The sequence below is a fragment of the Limosilactobacillus urinaemulieris genome (assembly GCF_014838745.1).
In the GTDB taxonomy this organism is placed as follows: domain Bacteria; phylum Bacillota; class Bacilli; order Lactobacillales; family Lactobacillaceae; genus Limosilactobacillus; species Limosilactobacillus urinaemulieris.
This window is the reverse complement of sequence record NZ_JABUXR010000001.1, coordinates 123,519-140,714: the sequence shown is the minus strand read 5'-3', so window position 1 is coordinate 140,714 and position 17,196 is coordinate 123,519. Positions and strand designations below refer to the sequence as shown.

Below are 17,196 nucleotides of genomic sequence, written 5' to 3'. Positions count from 1 at the left end.
TTGTGACAAAAAAGGATGCCCGTTAATTCTGGACATCCTTTTCATTTATTCCCTAATCCCCCTTATACTTACTCTCAATTGTAAAGTGACGGTCAATATGAACATTCGGCTTCTTAGTAACATCAGCGCCATAGTACTTCTTCGCAATTTTAGATAAGGTACCGTTCTTCTTTAATTTAGCTAATTCATCGTTAAATTGTTTTTGCAGTTTTTGGTCATTCTTGTTAAAGACGATTCCTTCACCCTTACCATCTTCGTTCGTGGTAAAGTACATTCCCTGCTTGATTTTAAGCCCACTATTCGGTTGTGCTTTGAGGGCCAACTTTTGAAGATAGTAGTCATTCATAATAAAGTCGGTCTTCCCGCTGGCAACGCCTTTCATATAAACATCGTTAGAAACATTGTCGTAGTTAACTAACTTGGCGCCTAGTTGTTGTGCTAATCGTTGGTAATTGGTTCCAGCTTCACCGGCAGACTTCTTTCCTTTAATGTCTTTCCAGTTATTGATTCCAGAGTTATCGCTCTGCCGAACAATCAAACTATTGAAAGAATGTTTAATTGGGGATGACATCAGATAGTTCTTTTGGCGGGCAGGTGAAATGGCAAAGTCGTCCGCTGCCATATCCGCTTTTCCAGTCTTGACCGCGGTTAACATCCCATCAACATCGTACTCTTTAAACTTGACCTTCTTATGGAGTCCCTTAGCAACCGCGCGAATAACCTCAACATCATAACCAGTCAGCTTCTTAGTCTTCGGATCATGATAGGAAGTTGGGTAAAGGGTTCCAGATGTTGCGACGGTCCAGGTATCTTTGTCTGCAGCACTCTTCTTTCCGCAAGCAGACAACCCAATAATTGTTAAAACAACTACTGAGAGAATAGTCAAAAATTTTTTCTTCATGTAGGAGACTTCTTCCTGTAATTTATTCTGATAGTGACGTGAAAACACTTTAATTATATTCCGATTATTTAGTCAATTCAATCACATTTGCATAACTATTCCATAATGATAAACATTATTAAGAATGATCATTCATTAACGTAAAGTTGTAAATGATTTTCAACTCTCTGCTCACCCCAACTTAGAATGCAGCAAACAATCCAATAAATGATGGCAATTTCAATATAAATGGTCATGTAATCCTGATTTACTCCAGCGACGACTTTTGCCTTCATGAACATTTCAGAAACGGTAATCATTGCGGCAAGGGAGGTACTCTTAAACATGTCGAGTAAGACATTCCCCAATGACGGAAGAACGATCCGAAAGGCTTGGGGCAAAATAATGTAAGTCATCATGGTGAAATAGGACATTCCCAAGGCGCGCGCGGAATCATATTGAGATTGACTAACGCCCTTGAGAGCGGACCGGTAATATTCAGCAAGAAAAGCACTTGGGACGACAGTAAAAGAGAGGATCGCCGCGGGCAGGGCAGCCATGTTCAATCCAAAGTAGGTCAAGAAAAGTACAACTAGCATTGGAACACCACGGAAAAAGGAAATATAGAAGCGAGCAACCCCACGAAGAAGTCGGTATTTACTAATTTTCATCAGCATTATCAAGACACCAACAATGTTAGAAGTGACAAAACAAATTGCCAGCAGGATAATTGATAACGGTAAGCCGCTAAGAATAGTTGGTAGTGACTGCCAGGCTAGTGGTGCATCAAAAAATCCGGGAATGTTAAACCAGTGTTCCCAATTCAATCGAACCATCTCCAAATTAATTTACTAACCTAAAGTATATTGAATTGAAAACGCTTTTACAATGACTAGTAGACGATTTATAATATAAATGCCTATTTGTAACTGTGATTATCAGAAAGAAGAAAATAGATGGATATTCATTCTTTATTAAGGAAACCAGCTTATCAATTAGCGGATATGGTTAGGGCAAAGAAAGTCAGTAGCTTTGAATTAGTAAGTGCCGCAATTGAAAAGGTTAAAGCGGAGAACTCGCAACTAAATGCAGTGATTCACCTGCGTGCGGAGTCAGCCCTGAAGGAAGCCCGGCAACTAGTTGATCATGGGCAGCCGTTTCTGGGTGTTCCAATCTTGATTAAAGGGTTGGGTCAACAACTTGCTGGTGAGCCAGATACTAACGGCAATAAGTTATTTCGAAATAATATTGCCCAATCGACCAGTAACTTTGTTCGAGCCTTGCAACAAGCGGGGTTTATCATTATTGGTCAGACTAATTTCCCCGAGTTTGGTTGGAAAAATATTACTGACGCGAAGCTCTTTGGTCCAGCCCGGAATCCGTGGAATACTGCGGTTACCCCTGGCGGTTCTTCTGGCGGATCAGCTGCTGCGGTGGCCGCTGGCTGGGTTCCGTTAGCTGCCGGAAATGATGGTGGCGGCTCGATCCGGATTCCCTCTAGCTGGTCAGGACTAATTGGCTTAAAACCAACTCGTGGTCGTGTACCAACTGGACCGAGGGATTGGCGCTCTTGGCAGGGAGCCTCGATTAACTTTGCTCTGACACGCTCAGTTGAGGATTCTGCCCGGCTACTAGATCAGTTACAAACTGTTCAATCAGCAGCAGTTTTTCAAGTGCCAAAGTTTACTCCCGGATTTAATCGCATTTTGCAACAGCCAATGAAAGATATCGAAATTGGCTATACAGTCAAATCGCCGGTTGGAACCCCCGTCAGTGACGAAGCTAAGCAAGCAGTCTTGGATGCAGTAACTTTTTTAAGTGATCAAGGATTTAAATGTACTGAATTTACCGATCCAGTTGATGGTAGAGCGCTAATGAATAGTTATTACACGATGAATGCTGGTGAAACCGCAGCAATGTTTGATGGAATTGAACGGTATCTTGGGCGGCCTGCTAAGCGAGAAGATATGGAATTATTGACCTATGCCCTTTGGAAAACCGGTGTGAATGTTTCAGCGGCTCAATACAGTGAAGCATTAAGTCAATGGGATCATGCAAGCTACATTCATGATCAGTTACACGATCAGTATCCATTATTCCTTACGCCAACTAATGCTCAACCGGCGCCCCGAATTGATCATGACTTGATTACGCCAAACGACCGCAAGCGAATGGAAAATATTACAGAACTCTCACCAGAAGAGCAGCGCCAATTGATTTATGATCAATGGCTTCCGGCGCTGACCTATACACCTTTTACCGAACAGGCAAATATGACCGGTGAACCAGCGATTAGTTTGCCGACCCATGTTTGGGCTAATAGAACTCCACTAGGAATCCAGTTTATTGCCCGAAAAGGGAATGAAAGCTTGCTTCTCCAAATGGCCAAATTTTTTGAAGACCATCATCAATTCAAAATGCTTCAGCCAACCCTTTTCTCATAAAAGGTATAATGAAGTTATCTAATAAGGAAGAAGTGAGGGCAGATGGCACTATATTTTACGGACGTTTTTTCCGGAAGTGCGGATTGGATAGTAACTGATCCCCATGCCCAGGGGACAATTGTGAAGGTTTCCCAGGGAACGGGCTATGTTAATCCAAAATATGAATACCAGTATTCTTTAGCGAAAACTAACGGTCGTTTATTGGGTCTTTATCACTATGCGGGTGGCAATGACCCGGTCGCCGAGGCAACATATTTTCTCGATCATATTCGAGAGAAGGTTGGTGAAGCGGTTTTAGCAGTTGATTGGGAACAGTACCAAAATGCTGCTTGGGGTAACCCAAATTGGGTCCGAAAGTTTGTTGATGAAGTGCACCGGCAAACAAACGTCTGGCCGCTAATCTATGTTCAAGAATCGGCAATTTGGCAGGTTGCTAATTGCGCGAATGATTGTGGCCTCTGGGTTGCCAAGTACCCATCAATGAATTGGCATTCCTGGCAGGTACCGGATATGCAGGTTAACACTGCACCATGGCCGGTATATACGTTATGGCAATTTGCGGGGGATGACGAGGATCGTTCGATTGCTACAGTGGATCGGGATGGTTGGCAAAGATTAGCTAATCCCACTGGACAGGTAAGTTCACGACCAATAATCTCTGGAGACTCTTCTGCTAGCAGTATATCAAATAACGAGACTTGGACTGATAATCTTGGTGATACCTGGCACCGTGAAGTTGGGCGGTTCACGAGTAATCGGCCATTAACTTTGCGCTGGGGTGCGCTACCAACCTCGACTGCAATTGCGGAATTACCGGCAGGTTCAGTGATTGACTATGATGCCTGGTCACGGCATGATGGTGAAGTTTGGATCCGTCAACCACGTGGCAATGGTCAATATGGTTACCTACCATGTCGTAATGCTGTTACGGATGAAGCGTACGGAACATTTAGTGAATAATGAAATTAAAATGCCTCATAGTCGTTAGCAGGTTGGTTAACGATTATGGGGCATTTGATGCTTTAGATTATGGTTAAGGGAGCCGATTCTTTGCTTAATGAAAAGACAGTCGTTATAATTAAAATTATAAAGATGCTTAGTATCTCGGAATGGAGGAAATGAATATGGGTAAATTAGATGGTAAAGTAGCAATCATCACTGGTGCATCACAGGGAATGGGTGCAAGTCATGCCCGTCTCTTTGTCCAGGATGGTGCTAAGGTTGTCATTACTGATATTAATGCTGAAAAGGGTGAAGCTTTAGCGAAGGAACTTGACCCGAGTGGTGAAAAGACGCTTTTTGTTAAGCAGGACGTTTCGAGCGAACAGGATTGGCAAAGGGTCGTTAAGGAAACATTAGCTAAGTTTGGCAAGATTGATGTGTTAGTCAACAATGCGGGAATTAGTATTACTAAGTCAATCTTTGATTATAGCGTCGATGATTACTTGAAGATTGTTAAAATTAATCAGCTTTCAACCTTTATTGGAATCAAGTACGTTGGCGAAGTAATGAAGAACCAGAAATCGGGAAGTATCGTTAACATTTCATCAATTGATGGGTTAGTTGGTGGTGCAATCGGTTATACTGACACTAAATTTGCTGTTCGGGGGATGACCAAAGCAGCCGCCCTTGAGCTAGCACCGTATAACATTCGTGTTAACTCGGTTCACCCCGGAGTTGTTGAAACACCAATGATTAAGCAAAATGATAATAGTGATGAAGTTAAGGCGTTCGCAAAGACAATTCCGTTGCAGCGAATCGCTAAACCAGAAGATGTTTCGCAAATGGTTGCCTTTCTCGCCTCAGATGAAGCTGATTATTCTACCGGCTCTGAGTTTATTGTTGATGGCGGGTTAACGGCAAAGTAAACAAGTTAAAATTTATCAGTTTAAAAGGAGTAGCTGACGTCTGAAATGCAAACGTTAACTACTCCTTTAGCTTTTATGTTAATAATTATTGACCATTACCAGTGTTCGGAGCTGGTGGTGTTGGATTAGTAGATGAAGCAGAACTAGCACTGCTACTTTGTGTAGTTGAAGATGAATTGCTTTCATTTCTTGAGCCGCCATTCAAAATACTTTCAATGGAGCGACTTTCAGAAATTGATTCACTCCGGCTACCTGAAGAAGAACTAGAACTTGAACTAGAGTCGGAACGGGATGATTCATTATCATCATCACCGCCATCCCAAGCGCCATACATTAATGCCCACTTGGAATCCTTAATTACAAGTTGACGCTTACCGTTTACCCGGACAGCTTCAACAGTATCAGGCATCTTCCAGTTTGAAGCATGGTTTTGCTCGTCGAGGTACTGCATGATGCTCTTGTAGAGGAGGACCGCAGTTCGTTCGTATTGGCTGGAAATTGCACCACCGTTCATTGGGTGATCAAAACCAGTCCAGATCCCGATCGAGTAGTTCTTAGTGTAGCCAGCCATCCAGGAATCCATTACTCCTGATTGGTTCCGGTTAGGGAAGTCGGTTGTCCCTGTCTTCCCAGCTTGGTGAACACCGCTTAAGTAAGCAGAAGTCCCAGTAGAAGCAGAGTTAGTGAAGACGCCCTTTAACATATCAGTCATCATGTATGCGGTTGCCTTACTCATTGCTCGCTTACCATGAGGAGAGTAGGTCTTAGTCTTACCATCCATGGTGGTGATTGAGCTAATGTAGTATGGCTTGTAGTAAGTTCCACCGTTAGCAAAGGCTGCATAGGCGGCTGACATTTGAAGTGGGGAAATGTAGAGGGCAATCCCGTTTTGGAGGGTGTAAGGATCCTTTTGCGAAATTCCTAAGCCACCTAAGAAGGTTGTTGCCCGTTTAATACCGACTTCCTGCAGTGTCCGAATAGCAGGAACGTTTCGTGATTCGACCAGTGCGGAACGCATTGTCATGTTCCCCTTGTACTTGTTATCAAAGTCGTGAAGAACTTTATTTGTTCCTGGCCAGTAGAACTTCGTATCAGAAACGGTCTTGAACGTTGGCCATTGAAGATACTCAATCGCCGGACCATAATCCATCAGTGGCTTAGCGGTAGAACCAGAACTCCGGTTTTCCTGAACAGCCCGGTTAAGTCCATAGATGACGTTAGAATGACGGCCACCAAGCATGGCAATTACTTGACCGTTATGCGGATCGGTAACGGCTGCCCCAGCTTGCATTTGGTCGTTTTGGAAGGAAATTTCGCTATTTGCAGCGTTGTATAACTTCTTTTGAGCACCCAGATCCATGTTGGTGTGGACCAGCAAGCCGTCAGTGTTTGGATTGTATCCTTCTGCTTGTAATTGAGCGAGAACTTCCTTGACGTACGGATCAACGATCTTTTCCTTAACGTTAGTCTCACTTGATTCAACGTCACCATGATCTGGGTCGAGGGCATCAGTAACACTTTCACTGGCAGCATTTTGAGCAGCAGACTTAGTAATGTAGCCAGCCCGAACCATCGCGTTCAAAACTTCATTCCGCCGTGCGGTTGCGTACTTAGTATTCGAAGCAAGCGGATTGTAGTTAGTTGGTGATTGAGGCATTCCGGCAAGCAAGGCTAACTGTGAAAGATCCAAATCTTTCAATTCTTTACCATAATAATACTGGGCAGCAGTTCGCATTCCGTAGACCCCATTACCCATGTAAACCTTATTAATGTAGTACTTAAGAATTTGATCCTTGCTAAAGTGCCGTTCAACATTTAAGGCTAACCAGGCTTCTTGGGCTTTTCGCTTGAAGGTCCGATCAGATTGAGCAGTCGAGAAGACCGATAATTTAACCAGTTGTTGAGTTAGGGTACTTCCACCCTGCATTCCGTCTGAACGACCAATCACGTTATTGATCGCGGCACCGAAAATTCGCCGAACATCAACCCCATGATGCTTATAGAAACGTCGGTCTTCGATTGCGACTACCGCGTGTTTCAAAGTGTCAGGAATTTGCGAATCTTTAGCATAATCCCGTTTTTGAGCACCAAGCCGAGAAATTACCTTATTGTTGGCATCATAGATAATCGTTGTGTTCTGACTTGATAATTCCCGTTGACTGATCTTCGGGGCACTTGAAGCGTAGTAGAAAAATAGTGCACATCCAGCCACGAACAGGAGGACAATTGCCCCTGCTATCCAGAGGAGGATGCGCTTTAACAATGGCTTTTTTCCGCCATCATCATAACTACCATCAGCACGATACTGATCTTCGCGCCGTGGTTCATCGTTATTCGACATGATATTCTCCTTTTACTTTGTATTAGCAATAATTCGGTCGACTGCTTCCAAGTACGGAAGACGGGGATTAAGTCGGTAACCAATTTGATAGCCGCACTTCTCAATTGAAGCAAGCGGAATTGATTTTCGACCGCCGGATTCTTGCTGATCCCAGAATTCAAACAGGTTGGTAGCTGGTAGTAAATAAATAAGATCTAATTCGGTAAATTTAATAAATGCGAAACAGATCCCACCCTGCTTGATACATTCACGCATGTGGCGAATTTGGTGGGGATGAAAATTCTTCAACGGGAATGATCGCTTATTCCGCGTTTCCTTCGCGTCAAAGTCAATGTAGTAGCCTTTGTAGACACCGTTATAGTCGGTCGTTGATGGTCGACGAAAATAAGCTTCCTTAATAACGGCAGCACTTCGCTTCGGGTAATCAACCTTTACTAACTGGATTGGTGTTGGCTTCTTATGAATCACGGCAATGTGGTTTGTTAAATAATACTGGTTGCTATGATTAATTTCATCTTCCAGTGACATTCCCCGTTTTGCGTAAATCGATTGATGGGGGGTCGGCAAATCTCGTTGCGGGTTATACTCCCGCTTCGGTTGCTGACCATTGGGATAGTGAATATTCACCATTGATCACTCTCCTAACTAGAAGTATTATACCAGAGATACATCAAGATGATTGATACAGAATGATTAAATTTAGAGTGCGAGCCGTGACGAATTAGCAACTGAGCACTAGAAAATCCCGGACGATGATTGTTTACAATCAAGGACGGGATAGCTAGGCGGAAGTTGCGGTCATGGCGAACGCATTTCGGCTCAGTCGCCTAGAACATTAGCTCTAGCAAGTTCCTGGCGGTTGCCTAGAACGTTAGCTCGAGGAAGGTCATGGAGAACACGTTTGGTCTATATTGCAGTAAATAAACACTTCCTCTAAAAATAACTTTACCTATATAATAGTAGAAAAAGGTGGCGATTAAATGCGTCGATTATGGATCACGGGTTACCGGAGCTATGAATTAAATGTTTTCAAGGATGATGATCCAAAAGTTACTGTAATCAAAGATGTCCTTTCTCGTGAACTAAAAGCACGACTAGAAGAGAGTGATGAAGAATTTTGGTTGATTACTGGTCCTCAGTTGGGAACTGAGCAATGGGCAATTGAAGTAGCGTTGAAACTAAGGGATGATTATCCACAGTTGAAGATTTCGATGATGCTGCCGTTTACCGAGTTTGGTCAACAATGGAATGAGAATAATCAAGCTAAATTAGCTAACCTTCAATCGGCTGTTGATTTCAGTGCGAGTGTCAGCGATCATCCATATCAGTCACCGCAACAGCTTCGTGCCTTTCAGCAGTTCATGTTAACTCATACCGATGAGGCGCTCTTACTTTACGATCCAGACCATGAAGGAAAGGAAAAGTATGGTTACCAGGCAATTCAAAAGTATCAAGCTAACCATGATTATTCTTATCGCTTAATCGACTTTGATGAACTTCAGGAAGCAGCCATTGAATGGCAAGAACGTCAACAGGAAGCGGAAGAAGCAGATAAATGATAAATTCTAGGTTTTCGTGAATATCAGGCGAAATTGCTTGAATTTGCGGGATGAGTTAGGTATGATAATTAATGTACTTTTGAAGTTTAGCAATTGAGGTGTATAAATTGGATAACATTAAATTTACTCCACAAGATATTTTGCATAAGCAATTTAAAGAACGGAACATCGGAAAAGGCTACGATGAAGCTGATGTTGATTCCTTCTTGGACGATGTTATCAAAGATTATGACACCTTTAACAAGGAAGTTGATCGTTTAAATAGTGAGAATGAACGACTTCGTGCTAAGGTTGATGAACTTAACCGTCAAGTTGAAGTTGGTTCATCAATGAATAATGGGGTTGCTTCTCAACCAGTTTCTAACGCTACTAACATGGATATCTTAAAGCGGTTATCTAATTTGGAACGGCGTGTCTTTGGTGCTCAAATGGGAGCTAATGGTCAAGAGAACGACTCACACTTACTTTAATAATTTCAGATGCAAGTCTTGGGTAATTGAGCATAACTGATGTTATGTTAGGAAGGTCCATGCTCGCACAGACTGCGATGTCTGTAGTGTTTGTGCTCGCTGAAAAAATAAGGCGGGGTACCGATTTATTCGGTAACGGCGGAAGAAATGACTACGGTTTTACTATGTCCGAGTATTCCTGAAAAGTGCCACAGTGACGATACAATAAGGGAAACTTTATTGGTGGAACGCGGTAAACCCCTCAAGCGGTAAACCCAAACTACGGTAGGGGAGCTTTGGATAACGAATTGAAGTGATTCCAGGGGAGAGCTTTATGCTCTGAGATAGATGATTACCTCGGTATAACTTTTACCTGATAGTTATACTACGACAAAACATGGCCTACAGATTCTTGCATTCAGGTGGTCCGGGTTCGCCCGGGCTTTTTTATTTTTAAATTTTTAGTAATAATAAGCATATATTTACTTTAACTAATTGTCAAAACAACAATCATAACAAAGAAATAATATAATAGAGATAAGGAGATGAGTTTAATGAAAATAGTAAAACTTAATAATGGTCTTGAAATGCCAATGATTGGATTCGGAACATACCAAATTACTCCTAATACTACTTTATTGAATGTTGCGAAGGCACTTCGCTTAGGTTACCGAATGATTGATACTGCGCAGTACTATGGAAATGAGGAGGGCGTTGGTGAAGCGATTAAGGAAAGTGGTCTTGATCGTGAGCAACTGTTTGTAACAACTAAGGTCCAAACGAGTGGCTATGAAGAGACTAAGAAAGGGCTAGATGGCTCATTGCTTGACTTCAATCAGGACTACTTTGATCTTGTACTAATTCATTGGCCAATGGGAAATGATTTAGAAACTTACCGAGCATTGGAAGATGCATATCAGGAAGGTAAAATCCGTGCAATTGGCTTAAGCAACTTTAATGAACTACAAGTTCAAGAGATTATTGATCATTCGTCAATTAAACCAGTTGTTGACCAAATTGAGACTCATATTCTTTGGCAACAACAGCGGATGCATGATTACTTAACTGCAAATAATATAGTTCATGAATCATATGCACCTCTGGGAGAAGGTAATCCTGGTTTCTTAGATATTCCTATTCTAAAAGAGATTGGTGATAAATATCAGAAAACACCAGCTCAAGTCACCTTACGCTATTTAATTCAATGTGGAATTGTTGTTATTCCTAAATCATTAAACACTAAGCATATGGAAGAAAATATTGATATTTTTGACTTTGAACTTAATGGTGAGGAAATGGCAAAGCTTCGTGATCTTGATGTTAAGAAGTCAATTGATGGTTGGCCAGCTACAATGCAGGAAAATAATTACTAAAAGATCTCAAAAAAATTTCACTGATAAAGGGATAAGCGAATTTGAACTTTTTGAAGTGGGGGGGGGGTAAACGAGCTTCCCTAATGAACTAATTTAGGATCCCTTAAGGACAAGGATTCGTGAGCATAAATCACTATTTTTAACTTATCACTACCAAAACAGCTTTAGCTCACTTAATGAACAACTTCTTATAAATCTGTGAATTGCTTTATCATTTTGTTACGAAAACGAGAATAATTTGTTAAAAATAGTTAAAATTTTATCACAAGTCTAATATAGTAATGATGATTCAAAGTAATTATTGGATCCAATTAGTACTTTTCTTTAATTTAAATTTAGTAATTGAATGCGTGTAACGGTGATCTAGATCCACGACAAAAAAGCCCAATGTTAATGCTGATTTAAACAGTGGACTGAACTTGATCCTATATCCAATTCTGCTGGTTATCCTTTAGTAGCTAAGGAGTAATCATAGAATTGATTATTGATGACGAGATGATAAATTGTTCGAATTAGTCGGTGAATTGCTGCGATTGCGATCTTTTTAGTTCCGTATTGCCCAGCGTCCATTTTTCGTCGCTGATAGTAATCGTTAATATGGTTAGGGTGGTAATGAGCTGCTGAAGCGATGTTCTGAATTGCCTTAAAGAGGATCTTCCTGGCAACCGTGTTACCGCGTTTACTAATGTGATCATTTGCGACATAGTCACCAGATTCATAATGCCGTAGATCGATTCCAATGAAAGCATTTAGCGCATTACTATTACGAAAGCGCCGAATATCACCAAGCTCACCGATTAAAGAAACAACGGTCCGGGCACCTAATCCAGGAATGCTAAGGAGTTTATTATATTCAGGTAATTCCTTTGCGAGGACGGTCATCTGTTCAATGATCTTGCTCTTAAGCTTGGTTCCTTCCTGAATTTGGGTTACCAGGTGGTTTACTTGCAGGTAGACAGGTGAATCATCATCAACTGCTGAATACGAAAGACGGGCTGCTGAATAAAGACTATGCGCAATCTGTTCAGCACGGGATTTGGAAATATTCTTATGGGTTCCTTTAAGGATACTATCAGCGACTTCAGCGAAAGTATATTCTCCAGTAACCCGAGTTGCTTGAGAAAATCGACTAACCACCGACCAGTACAGTTCATTATTAGTATTACTTAATACGTGTTCAATCTCAGGAAAGACAAGCTGGAGTGAGCGGTGGAGGCGATTTTTGTGAGTTGCAACGTCTTTACAGACTTCTTGATAAAATCGGCTGAAATCCATTAACTTACGGTAAGTTGGGCTGATCTTATAAGTAATTGCCCGGTTCATGATAAATTGTGTTTCGGCAAGGTGCCGGGCATCATTACGATCAGTTTTATACGGTCGAAGGCCATCAAGCTGCTTCTTGGCAACTAGCGGGTTAAGGCAGGTATAGTCCTGGTCAAGATCATCAAGGAAGCGCTGAAGCCGCCGTGAATAAACACCTGTTGCTTCAAAAACAACTTCGGGATTGCTAAAAGATTGGAGTGCCTCTTCTAGTTTTTTTTATATGTTTATTCAAAGGGAGGATTATTATTATGGAAAACCGTAATAATGCTTTACATTACAAGATGTACAAGTCTGGTAAGAGCATCGTTTATGCTGGACTTGCTACTACTGCCGCTTTGGCAGGTTTAGTATTAGCTAACACTAATGCTACTGCTGTTCACGCTGATGCTACACCAGCTACTGAACAAACTGCTACTACTTCTTCAGCTGCTTCTACTGCTGTTGCTTCAGATGCTGTTTCTGATGCAAACTCAACTGTTGCTGGTGCTAACACAGCTAATTCCAACGCAATTGCTTCAAACTCTGCTGCTGTTAAGAGTGATGCAGATACTACTGTACCTGCTTCAAGCACCACAACTGAACCAAAGGCTGCTACTTCAGAAGCTGCTCAATTAACTAGCCAAGCTAAGGGAATTACTGATAATACTGCTACTGCTTCACAAAACTTAAGCAATGCACAAACAACGTTAACTAGTGCCTCTGCTAATGCTAAGAGTGCCGCAACTGCTTACGAAGCTGCTAAGAGTGCTGCAGACGCTGCTTCTAAGAACGCTAATAAGGCTGCTGAAGATTACACTACTGCTAAACAAGTTGCTAAGGATGCTCAATCTGCTGCTATGGCCGCTCAAAAGAAAGCAAATGAAGCGGGGCAAAGCTTTAATACAGCTTCTGATGCCTTAGTTGCTGCTAAGAAGGCTGCTACTGATGCACAAGCTGCCGCTAATGCTGCTGGTGAAAAGCTTGAAGTAGCTAAGAGTACTTTAGCTAATGCTAATAAAGCTTTGAATGATGCTCATGAAGCTAACGTTGCTGCTATTAAGAGTTACGATGATGCTAAGAGTGCGCTAGAAAAAGCTGAACAGCTTGTTAAGGGTGCTCAAGATGCAGCCGACCAAGCAAAGAATAATGTAACTGCTGCTCAAAACGGCTTGGAAAATGCTAAGAGTGCCGCTAGTGCATATACTGAAGCTCAAAATAACGCTAATAATGCAGGAGCAAAACTTGAAGATGCAAATTCTGCTCTTGCTAGTGCAAATACAGCTTTAGATGCTGCCCACGAAGCCAATGTTAATGCTATTAACAATTACAACGCCGCATCAAATGCTGCATCAAATGCACAAACTGCTTTTGATGATGCAAGTAAGGAAGAATCTGATGCTAAGAATAGTTTGACCAGTGCACAAAATGATCCGCTCTACCAATACAAGAATGCTGCTGATAGTGCTAATACTGATAGTGCGTCTGCTGCCAAAGCCTTCAACGCATATATGGATGCTAAGCAGGAAAACATCAATAATCCAAGTGAGTGGAATGATGAAGCAGAACAAGCTGCTTCTGACGCATATGACAAAGCAAGTAAGAATGCTGCTGATTCTAAGCAAGCACGTGAAGAAATTTTCAATAATGCTAACCACGAACTTCAAAAAGCAATGAGTGCATGGCGTCACGATCCAAGTCATGAAAACGCAGTTGCTCTTAATAAAGCTAAGAGTGTTGTTGATAATATGAAGAACTATGATACTTACTTGGAGAAGTTCAATGCTTACATGGATGCTAAGCAGGAAAACATCAATACTCCAAATGAGTGGAATGATGAAGCAGAACAAGCTGCTTCTGACGCATTTGATACGGCAAGCCAAAAAGCTCAAGCTACATTTGATACAGTTAAGGCTGTTGAAAATGCCCAAACTGCATACAATAAATCTCAAGAAGCTGTGAAGAAAGCTAATAATGATCTAGAAGCTGCTCAACAAAACCTTAAGGCTGCCCAACACCAAGTAATTGTTGCTCGTAACAACTACAAGAAGGCCGCTAATGATGTTAAGGTTGCTAAGGCTAATGTTGCAGCTGCACAAACTGCCTTTGATGAAGCTCGTAATGCTGAAACAAACGCTGCAGAAGCTGCTGCTAAGGCTGGTACTGTAGATGAATGGCAACAAAATGTTGAGAGTTCTGAAAAGGCAGCCGAAAAGGCAGAAACTACTTTACACAATGCTCAAAACGCATTAACAGAAGCTCAACAAAACCTTAAAGGTGCTCAACACCAAGTAATTGTTGCTCGCTACAACTACAAGAAGGCTGCTAATGATATTAAGACTGCCAAGGCAAACGTTGTAGCTGCACAAACTGCCTTTGATGAAGCTCGTAATGCTGAAACTAAGGCTGACGAAGCACAAGCTGCAGCTCAAGAAGCATTTAATAAAGCACAAACTGCCTTTGACGAAGCTCGTAATGCCGAAACTAAAGCTGACGAAGCTGCTAAGGCTGCTAATGATAAGTTAGCTACAGCTACTAAAGCTTACGATGATGCTGAAAATGCTCTGACTAAGGCTGATGAAGCTGTTAAGACTGCTCACCAAGATGTTCTGAATGCTAACCAAAACTTAAAGGATGCTCAAGCAAACGTTGAGGCTGCCCAAAAGGTTGTTAACGAAGCTGCTGCTAACGCTGCTAAGGCTTCACAACTTCTTGAACAAGCAAATAACTTGCTTAAGAACATTGATTGGAACCAAAATGCTAACAACGGTTCAGATAACAATAACAGTGGTTCAAACAGTACTAACGATGATAGCATCATCACTAACAACAATGGTTCAAATGTAAATAATAGTAGTAGCCATGCTGTTAACAATGGTTTAGTTTCTGAAAAGGTTGCAGTTAAGAGCAACAATAATAATGATACTAAGGCTGCTACATTGCCACAAACTGGTAACGAAAATGCCTCAGCTATTGTTGCATTAGGTGCTGTTTCTGCAATGTTTGGTCTTGGCCTTGCTGCTAAGAAGCGTGAATTCTAATTACCTCCTCCCAAGATAACTAGAACTGACTTTAATTGTTCGTACTGATAAGTGAAAAGCCTCAAGCACTAAATTCTTCGCTTGAGGCTTTTCTTGTGCTTGTATACAAATAATAAAGTTGGGATATAATTATTTAGAAGGTACTAATATTTAGGAGCAGGATATATGGAACGTAATTTACAAGAGATCATTAATTCATCAAAAAGAATTATGGAAAATTCTAAAAATGAATTGGCAAGAATCGATAACGATCCCCATCCAAATAAGGAGTTACGAAGGGTTATTGAAGGTAACTATAATACTGCTAAACAGACTTTAGAGATTGCTGATAGTATAACGAGCCATCCAGTAGTCCCTTCAGTTTCTAAGCCATCTAGTCATCAACCAGCTGTTAAAGATAGTAATCAAGAAGAGCATATCAAAGTTTCATTTACTTCAACCAAGCTAGCTAATGATGAAAATAAACCGATGACACGTGCTGAATATCGTAAAACATTAAAGAAAAACAAGTAATTGCTTTTATAAAATGGCATACCATCACAGAATTAACCTATGATGATATGCCATTTTACTTAACGTTCCACATGGGTCCATTTGCTATGACCTTTTTTCAATAAGATTTCCCTGAAATTAGCTATACAACGTACTAAACAAATAAAATCAACAATGTTAATGATATATAGAAATAGGTATGTAAATGGCGAAACTAACGTTAATTTTAATTTAACTTTTGTTGAGATGCTTTCAACAATAATCGTATCGATCGCAAAAATAAAATAGATAATCAAAATAGAAAATATGATCGAAAAGTCACAGTGGATAAAAATAATAATAGACATCCAGATTAAAATAACCGGTTCTATCAAAAGTAAAAATTCTTCGAAAAAAACTTTAGGTAATTTCCACCAACTTAAGGTGATACTGTAAAGATTAAGTTTCTTGTTAAAAATTAATTTACGGTGTTTGATGAGTGCTCTAAACCGTCCAAATTTCCACCGATACCTTTGCTTAATAAGTTGTCTAAAATTATGAACTGCTGGTGTGGATACAACACAATCAAAAGCATAGCAAAACTTATATGATGCATTACCAAATTGCCTTAAGAGTTTCATTGTTAAATCAATATCTTCCGTGACGGTATCGGTATCGTAAAGATTTACTGCTTCCATAATAGTACGCCGGAAAGTAGATCCTATCCCACCGATAATATACTCTAAATTGAGCACCTGTTCTGATGATTTTAGCTGGTAACCAACTAAGTACTCAATATATTGAACCAGTTCAATCAGATTGAGAGCCCGTTTGATTCTTATATTTGCTGCAACCGCAATAACATTCGTACTTTGGAAGTGGTTAACCATGTTAGCTAAAAAATTTGGCTTTAGCTCAGAATCAGCATCCAAGACAGTTATCAATTCACCCTTAGCATGATTTCTAATTCCATTATTTAATGCGATACTTTTTCCACTATTGGGTTGATTAACAATTATAAATCGTTCTTTATATGGAATACTATCCTCAAATAACTGATCAACAGAATTACTAGAATATACTTTTTTATCAATACTATCCAAAATATCTTTAGTAGCATCATCAGAACCATCATTAACAATTATTACTTGTCGATTTAGGTACGTTTGCTTCAGTACAGAAGAGACACAGGCCACAATCGTTTTTTCCTCGTTATATGCTGGTATTATTACTGATACTAATGGCGCGTATTTTTCTTTCCTTGCTTTTGTAAGATAGATGATTTGATGAATATTTGCCAGTAATAATCCTAGAATTATTCGAATAGCTGAAAAGCCACCCAGGATAATGATTATTAATGATATGATTACACTCACTTCTTTCGGTTCTTAATAATCCATAAAACTAATATTGAAATTAATAATAAAGTGCTGAGGATCGTTAGTACAACGGCTAATATAGAAATCAAAAT

At 40.6% G+C, this 17,196-nt stretch carries 13 protein-coding genes, 1 other RNA gene and 1 pseudogene; 9 read left to right on the top strand and 6 right to left on the bottom strand.

Annotation, left to right across the window (positions count from 1 at the left end):
• Positions 1 to 52: 52 nt before the first annotated feature.
• Together HUK45_RS00675 and HUK45_RS00670 are read right to left on the bottom strand one after the other, a co-directional pair.
• Positions 53 to 901: a transporter substrate-binding domain-containing protein gene (locus HUK45_RS00675; protein ID WP_191910629.1), complete on the bottom strand. Its 849-nt coding sequence runs from the start codon at positions 899 to 901 to the stop codon at positions 53 to 55.
• 128 nt (positions 902 to 1,029) lie between these two features.
• Complete coding sequence (locus HUK45_RS00670; protein ID WP_191910628.1) at positions 1,030 to 1,716, bottom strand: amino acid ABC transporter permease; 687 nt, start codon at positions 1,714 to 1,716, stop codon at positions 1,030 to 1,032.
• A gap of 120 nt (positions 1,717 to 1,836) precedes the next feature.
• Here HUK45_RS00670 and HUK45_RS00665 point away from each other — a divergent pair, with 120 nt between their 5' ends.
• The 3 genes from HUK45_RS00665 to HUK45_RS00655 all read left to right on the top strand — a co-directional run bounded on the left by HUK45_RS00665 (position 1,837) and on the right by HUK45_RS00655 (position 5,192).
• On the top strand, positions 1,837 to 3,324 hold the full coding sequence (locus HUK45_RS00665; protein ID WP_191910627.1) for an amidase: 1,488 nt from the start codon (positions 1,837 to 1,839) through the stop codon (positions 3,322 to 3,324).
• A gap of 42 nt (positions 3,325 to 3,366) precedes the next feature.
• The gene (locus tag HUK45_RS00660; protein ID WP_191910626.1) at positions 3,367 to 4,284 is read left to right on the top strand and encodes a GH25 family lysozyme; all 918 of its coding nucleotides are present in this window, start codon (positions 3,367 to 3,369) and stop codon (positions 4,282 to 4,284) included.
• Positions 4,285 to 4,448: 164 nt separating this feature from the next.
• Positions 4,449 to 5,192 (top strand): SDR family NAD(P)-dependent oxidoreductase, encoded by a 744-nt coding sequence (locus tag HUK45_RS00655; protein ID WP_191910625.1) that lies wholly within the window; start codon positions 4,449 to 4,451, stop codon positions 5,190 to 5,192.
• Positions 5,193 to 5,277: 85 nt separating this feature from the next.
• On the opposite strand, the gene HUK45_RS00650 is transcribed toward HUK45_RS00655, so the two are convergent.
• Positions 5,278 to 7,533 (bottom strand): PBP1A family penicillin-binding protein, encoded by a 2,256-nt coding sequence (locus tag HUK45_RS00650; protein WP_191910624.1) that lies wholly within the window; start codon positions 7,531 to 7,533, stop codon positions 5,278 to 5,280.
• A 12-nt stretch (positions 7,534 to 7,545) separates the two neighbouring features.
• A complete protein-coding gene (gene recU / locus HUK45_RS00645) occupies positions 7,546 to 8,160 on the bottom strand; it encodes a Holliday junction resolvase RecU (RefSeq protein ID WP_191910672.1) in 615 nt (204 codons plus the stop codon).
• A gap of 353 nt (positions 8,161 to 8,513) precedes the next feature.
• Here recU and HUK45_RS00640 point away from each other — a divergent pair, with 353 nt between their 5' ends.
• The 4 genes from HUK45_RS00640 (at position 8,514) to HUK45_RS00625 (ending at position 10,914) form a co-directional block, all read left to right on the top strand.
• Positions 8,514 to 9,092 (top strand): SLOG family protein, encoded by a 579-nt coding sequence (locus HUK45_RS00640; protein WP_191910623.1) that lies wholly within the window; start codon positions 8,514 to 8,516, stop codon positions 9,090 to 9,092.
• Positions 9,093 to 9,199: 107 nt separating this feature from the next.
• On the top strand, positions 9,200 to 9,562 hold the full coding sequence (gene gpsB / locus HUK45_RS00635) for a cell division regulator GpsB (protein WP_191910622.1): 363 nt from the start codon (positions 9,200 to 9,202) through the stop codon (positions 9,560 to 9,562).
• Positions 9,563 to 9,576: 14 nt separating this feature from the next.
• An RNA gene (gene rnpB / locus HUK45_RS00630) (RNase P RNA component class B) lies at positions 9,577 to 9,951 on the top strand.
• Between the two features lie 144 nt (positions 9,952 to 10,095).
• On the top strand, positions 10,096 to 10,914 hold the full coding sequence (locus HUK45_RS00625) for an aldo/keto reductase (protein WP_191910621.1): 819 nt from the start codon (positions 10,096 to 10,098) through the stop codon (positions 10,912 to 10,914).
• A 444-nt stretch (positions 10,915 to 11,358) separates the two neighbouring features.
• On the opposite strand, the pseudogene HUK45_RS00620 reads toward HUK45_RS00625, so the two are convergent.
• Positions 11,359 to 12,435 (bottom strand): annotated as a pseudogene (locus tag HUK45_RS00620) (IS110 family RNA-guided transposase); the annotation flags it as partial.
• A 50-nt stretch (positions 12,436 to 12,485) separates the two neighbouring features.
• Here HUK45_RS00620 and HUK45_RS00615 point away from each other — a divergent pair.
• Both HUK45_RS00615 and HUK45_RS00610 read left to right on the top strand, forming a co-directional pair.
• The gene (locus HUK45_RS00615; protein ID WP_191910671.1) at positions 12,486 to 15,254 is read left to right on the top strand and encodes a KxYKxGKxW signal peptide domain-containing protein; all 2,769 of its coding nucleotides are present in this window, start codon (positions 12,486 to 12,488) and stop codon (positions 15,252 to 15,254) included.
• 165 nt (positions 15,255 to 15,419) lie between these two features.
• The gene (locus tag HUK45_RS00610) at positions 15,420 to 15,767 is read left to right on the top strand and encodes a hypothetical protein (protein WP_191910620.1); all 348 of its coding nucleotides are present in this window, start codon (positions 15,420 to 15,422) and stop codon (positions 15,765 to 15,767) included.
• A 59-nt stretch (positions 15,768 to 15,826) separates the two neighbouring features.
• On the opposite strand, the gene HUK45_RS00605 is transcribed toward HUK45_RS00610, so the two are convergent.
• The gene (locus tag HUK45_RS00605) at positions 15,827 to 17,101 is read right to left on the bottom strand and encodes a glycosyltransferase family 2 protein (RefSeq protein ID WP_191910619.1); all 1,275 of its coding nucleotides are present in this window, start codon (positions 17,099 to 17,101) and stop codon (positions 15,827 to 15,829) included.
• Positions 17,102 to 17,196: the final 95 nt, after the last annotated feature.

Coding starts and splice junctions, on each gene's coding strand:
- HUK45_RS00675 (WP_191910629.1), bottom strand. CDS start 901: ATGAAGAAAAAATTTTTGACTATTCTCTCAGTAGTTGTTTTAACAATT.
- HUK45_RS00670 (WP_191910628.1), bottom strand. CDS start 1,716: ATGGTTCGATTGAATTGGGAACACTGGTTTAACATTCCCGGATTTTTT.
- HUK45_RS00665 (WP_191910627.1), top strand. CDS start 1,837: ATGGATATTCATTCTTTATTAAGGAAACCAGCTTATCAATTAGCGGAT.
- HUK45_RS00660 (WP_191910626.1), top strand. CDS start 3,367: ATGGCACTATATTTTACGGACGTTTTTTCCGGAAGTGCGGATTGGATA.
- HUK45_RS00655 (WP_191910625.1), top strand. CDS start 4,449: ATGGGTAAATTAGATGGTAAAGTAGCAATCATCACTGGTGCATCACAG.
- HUK45_RS00650 (WP_191910624.1), bottom strand. CDS start 7,533: ATGTCGAATAACGATGAACCACGGCGCGAAGATCAGTATCGTGCTGAT.
- HUK45_RS00640 (WP_191910623.1), top strand. CDS start 8,514: ATGCGTCGATTATGGATCACGGGTTACCGGAGCTATGAATTAAATGTT.
- HUK45_RS00625 (WP_191910621.1), top strand. CDS start 10,096: ATGAAAATAGTAAAACTTAATAATGGTCTTGAAATGCCAATGATTGGA.
- HUK45_RS00615 (WP_191910671.1), top strand. CDS start 12,486: ATGGAAAACCGTAATAATGCTTTACATTACAAGATGTACAAGTCTGGT.
- HUK45_RS00610 (WP_191910620.1), top strand. CDS start 15,420: ATGGAACGTAATTTACAAGAGATCATTAATTCATCAAAAAGAATTATG.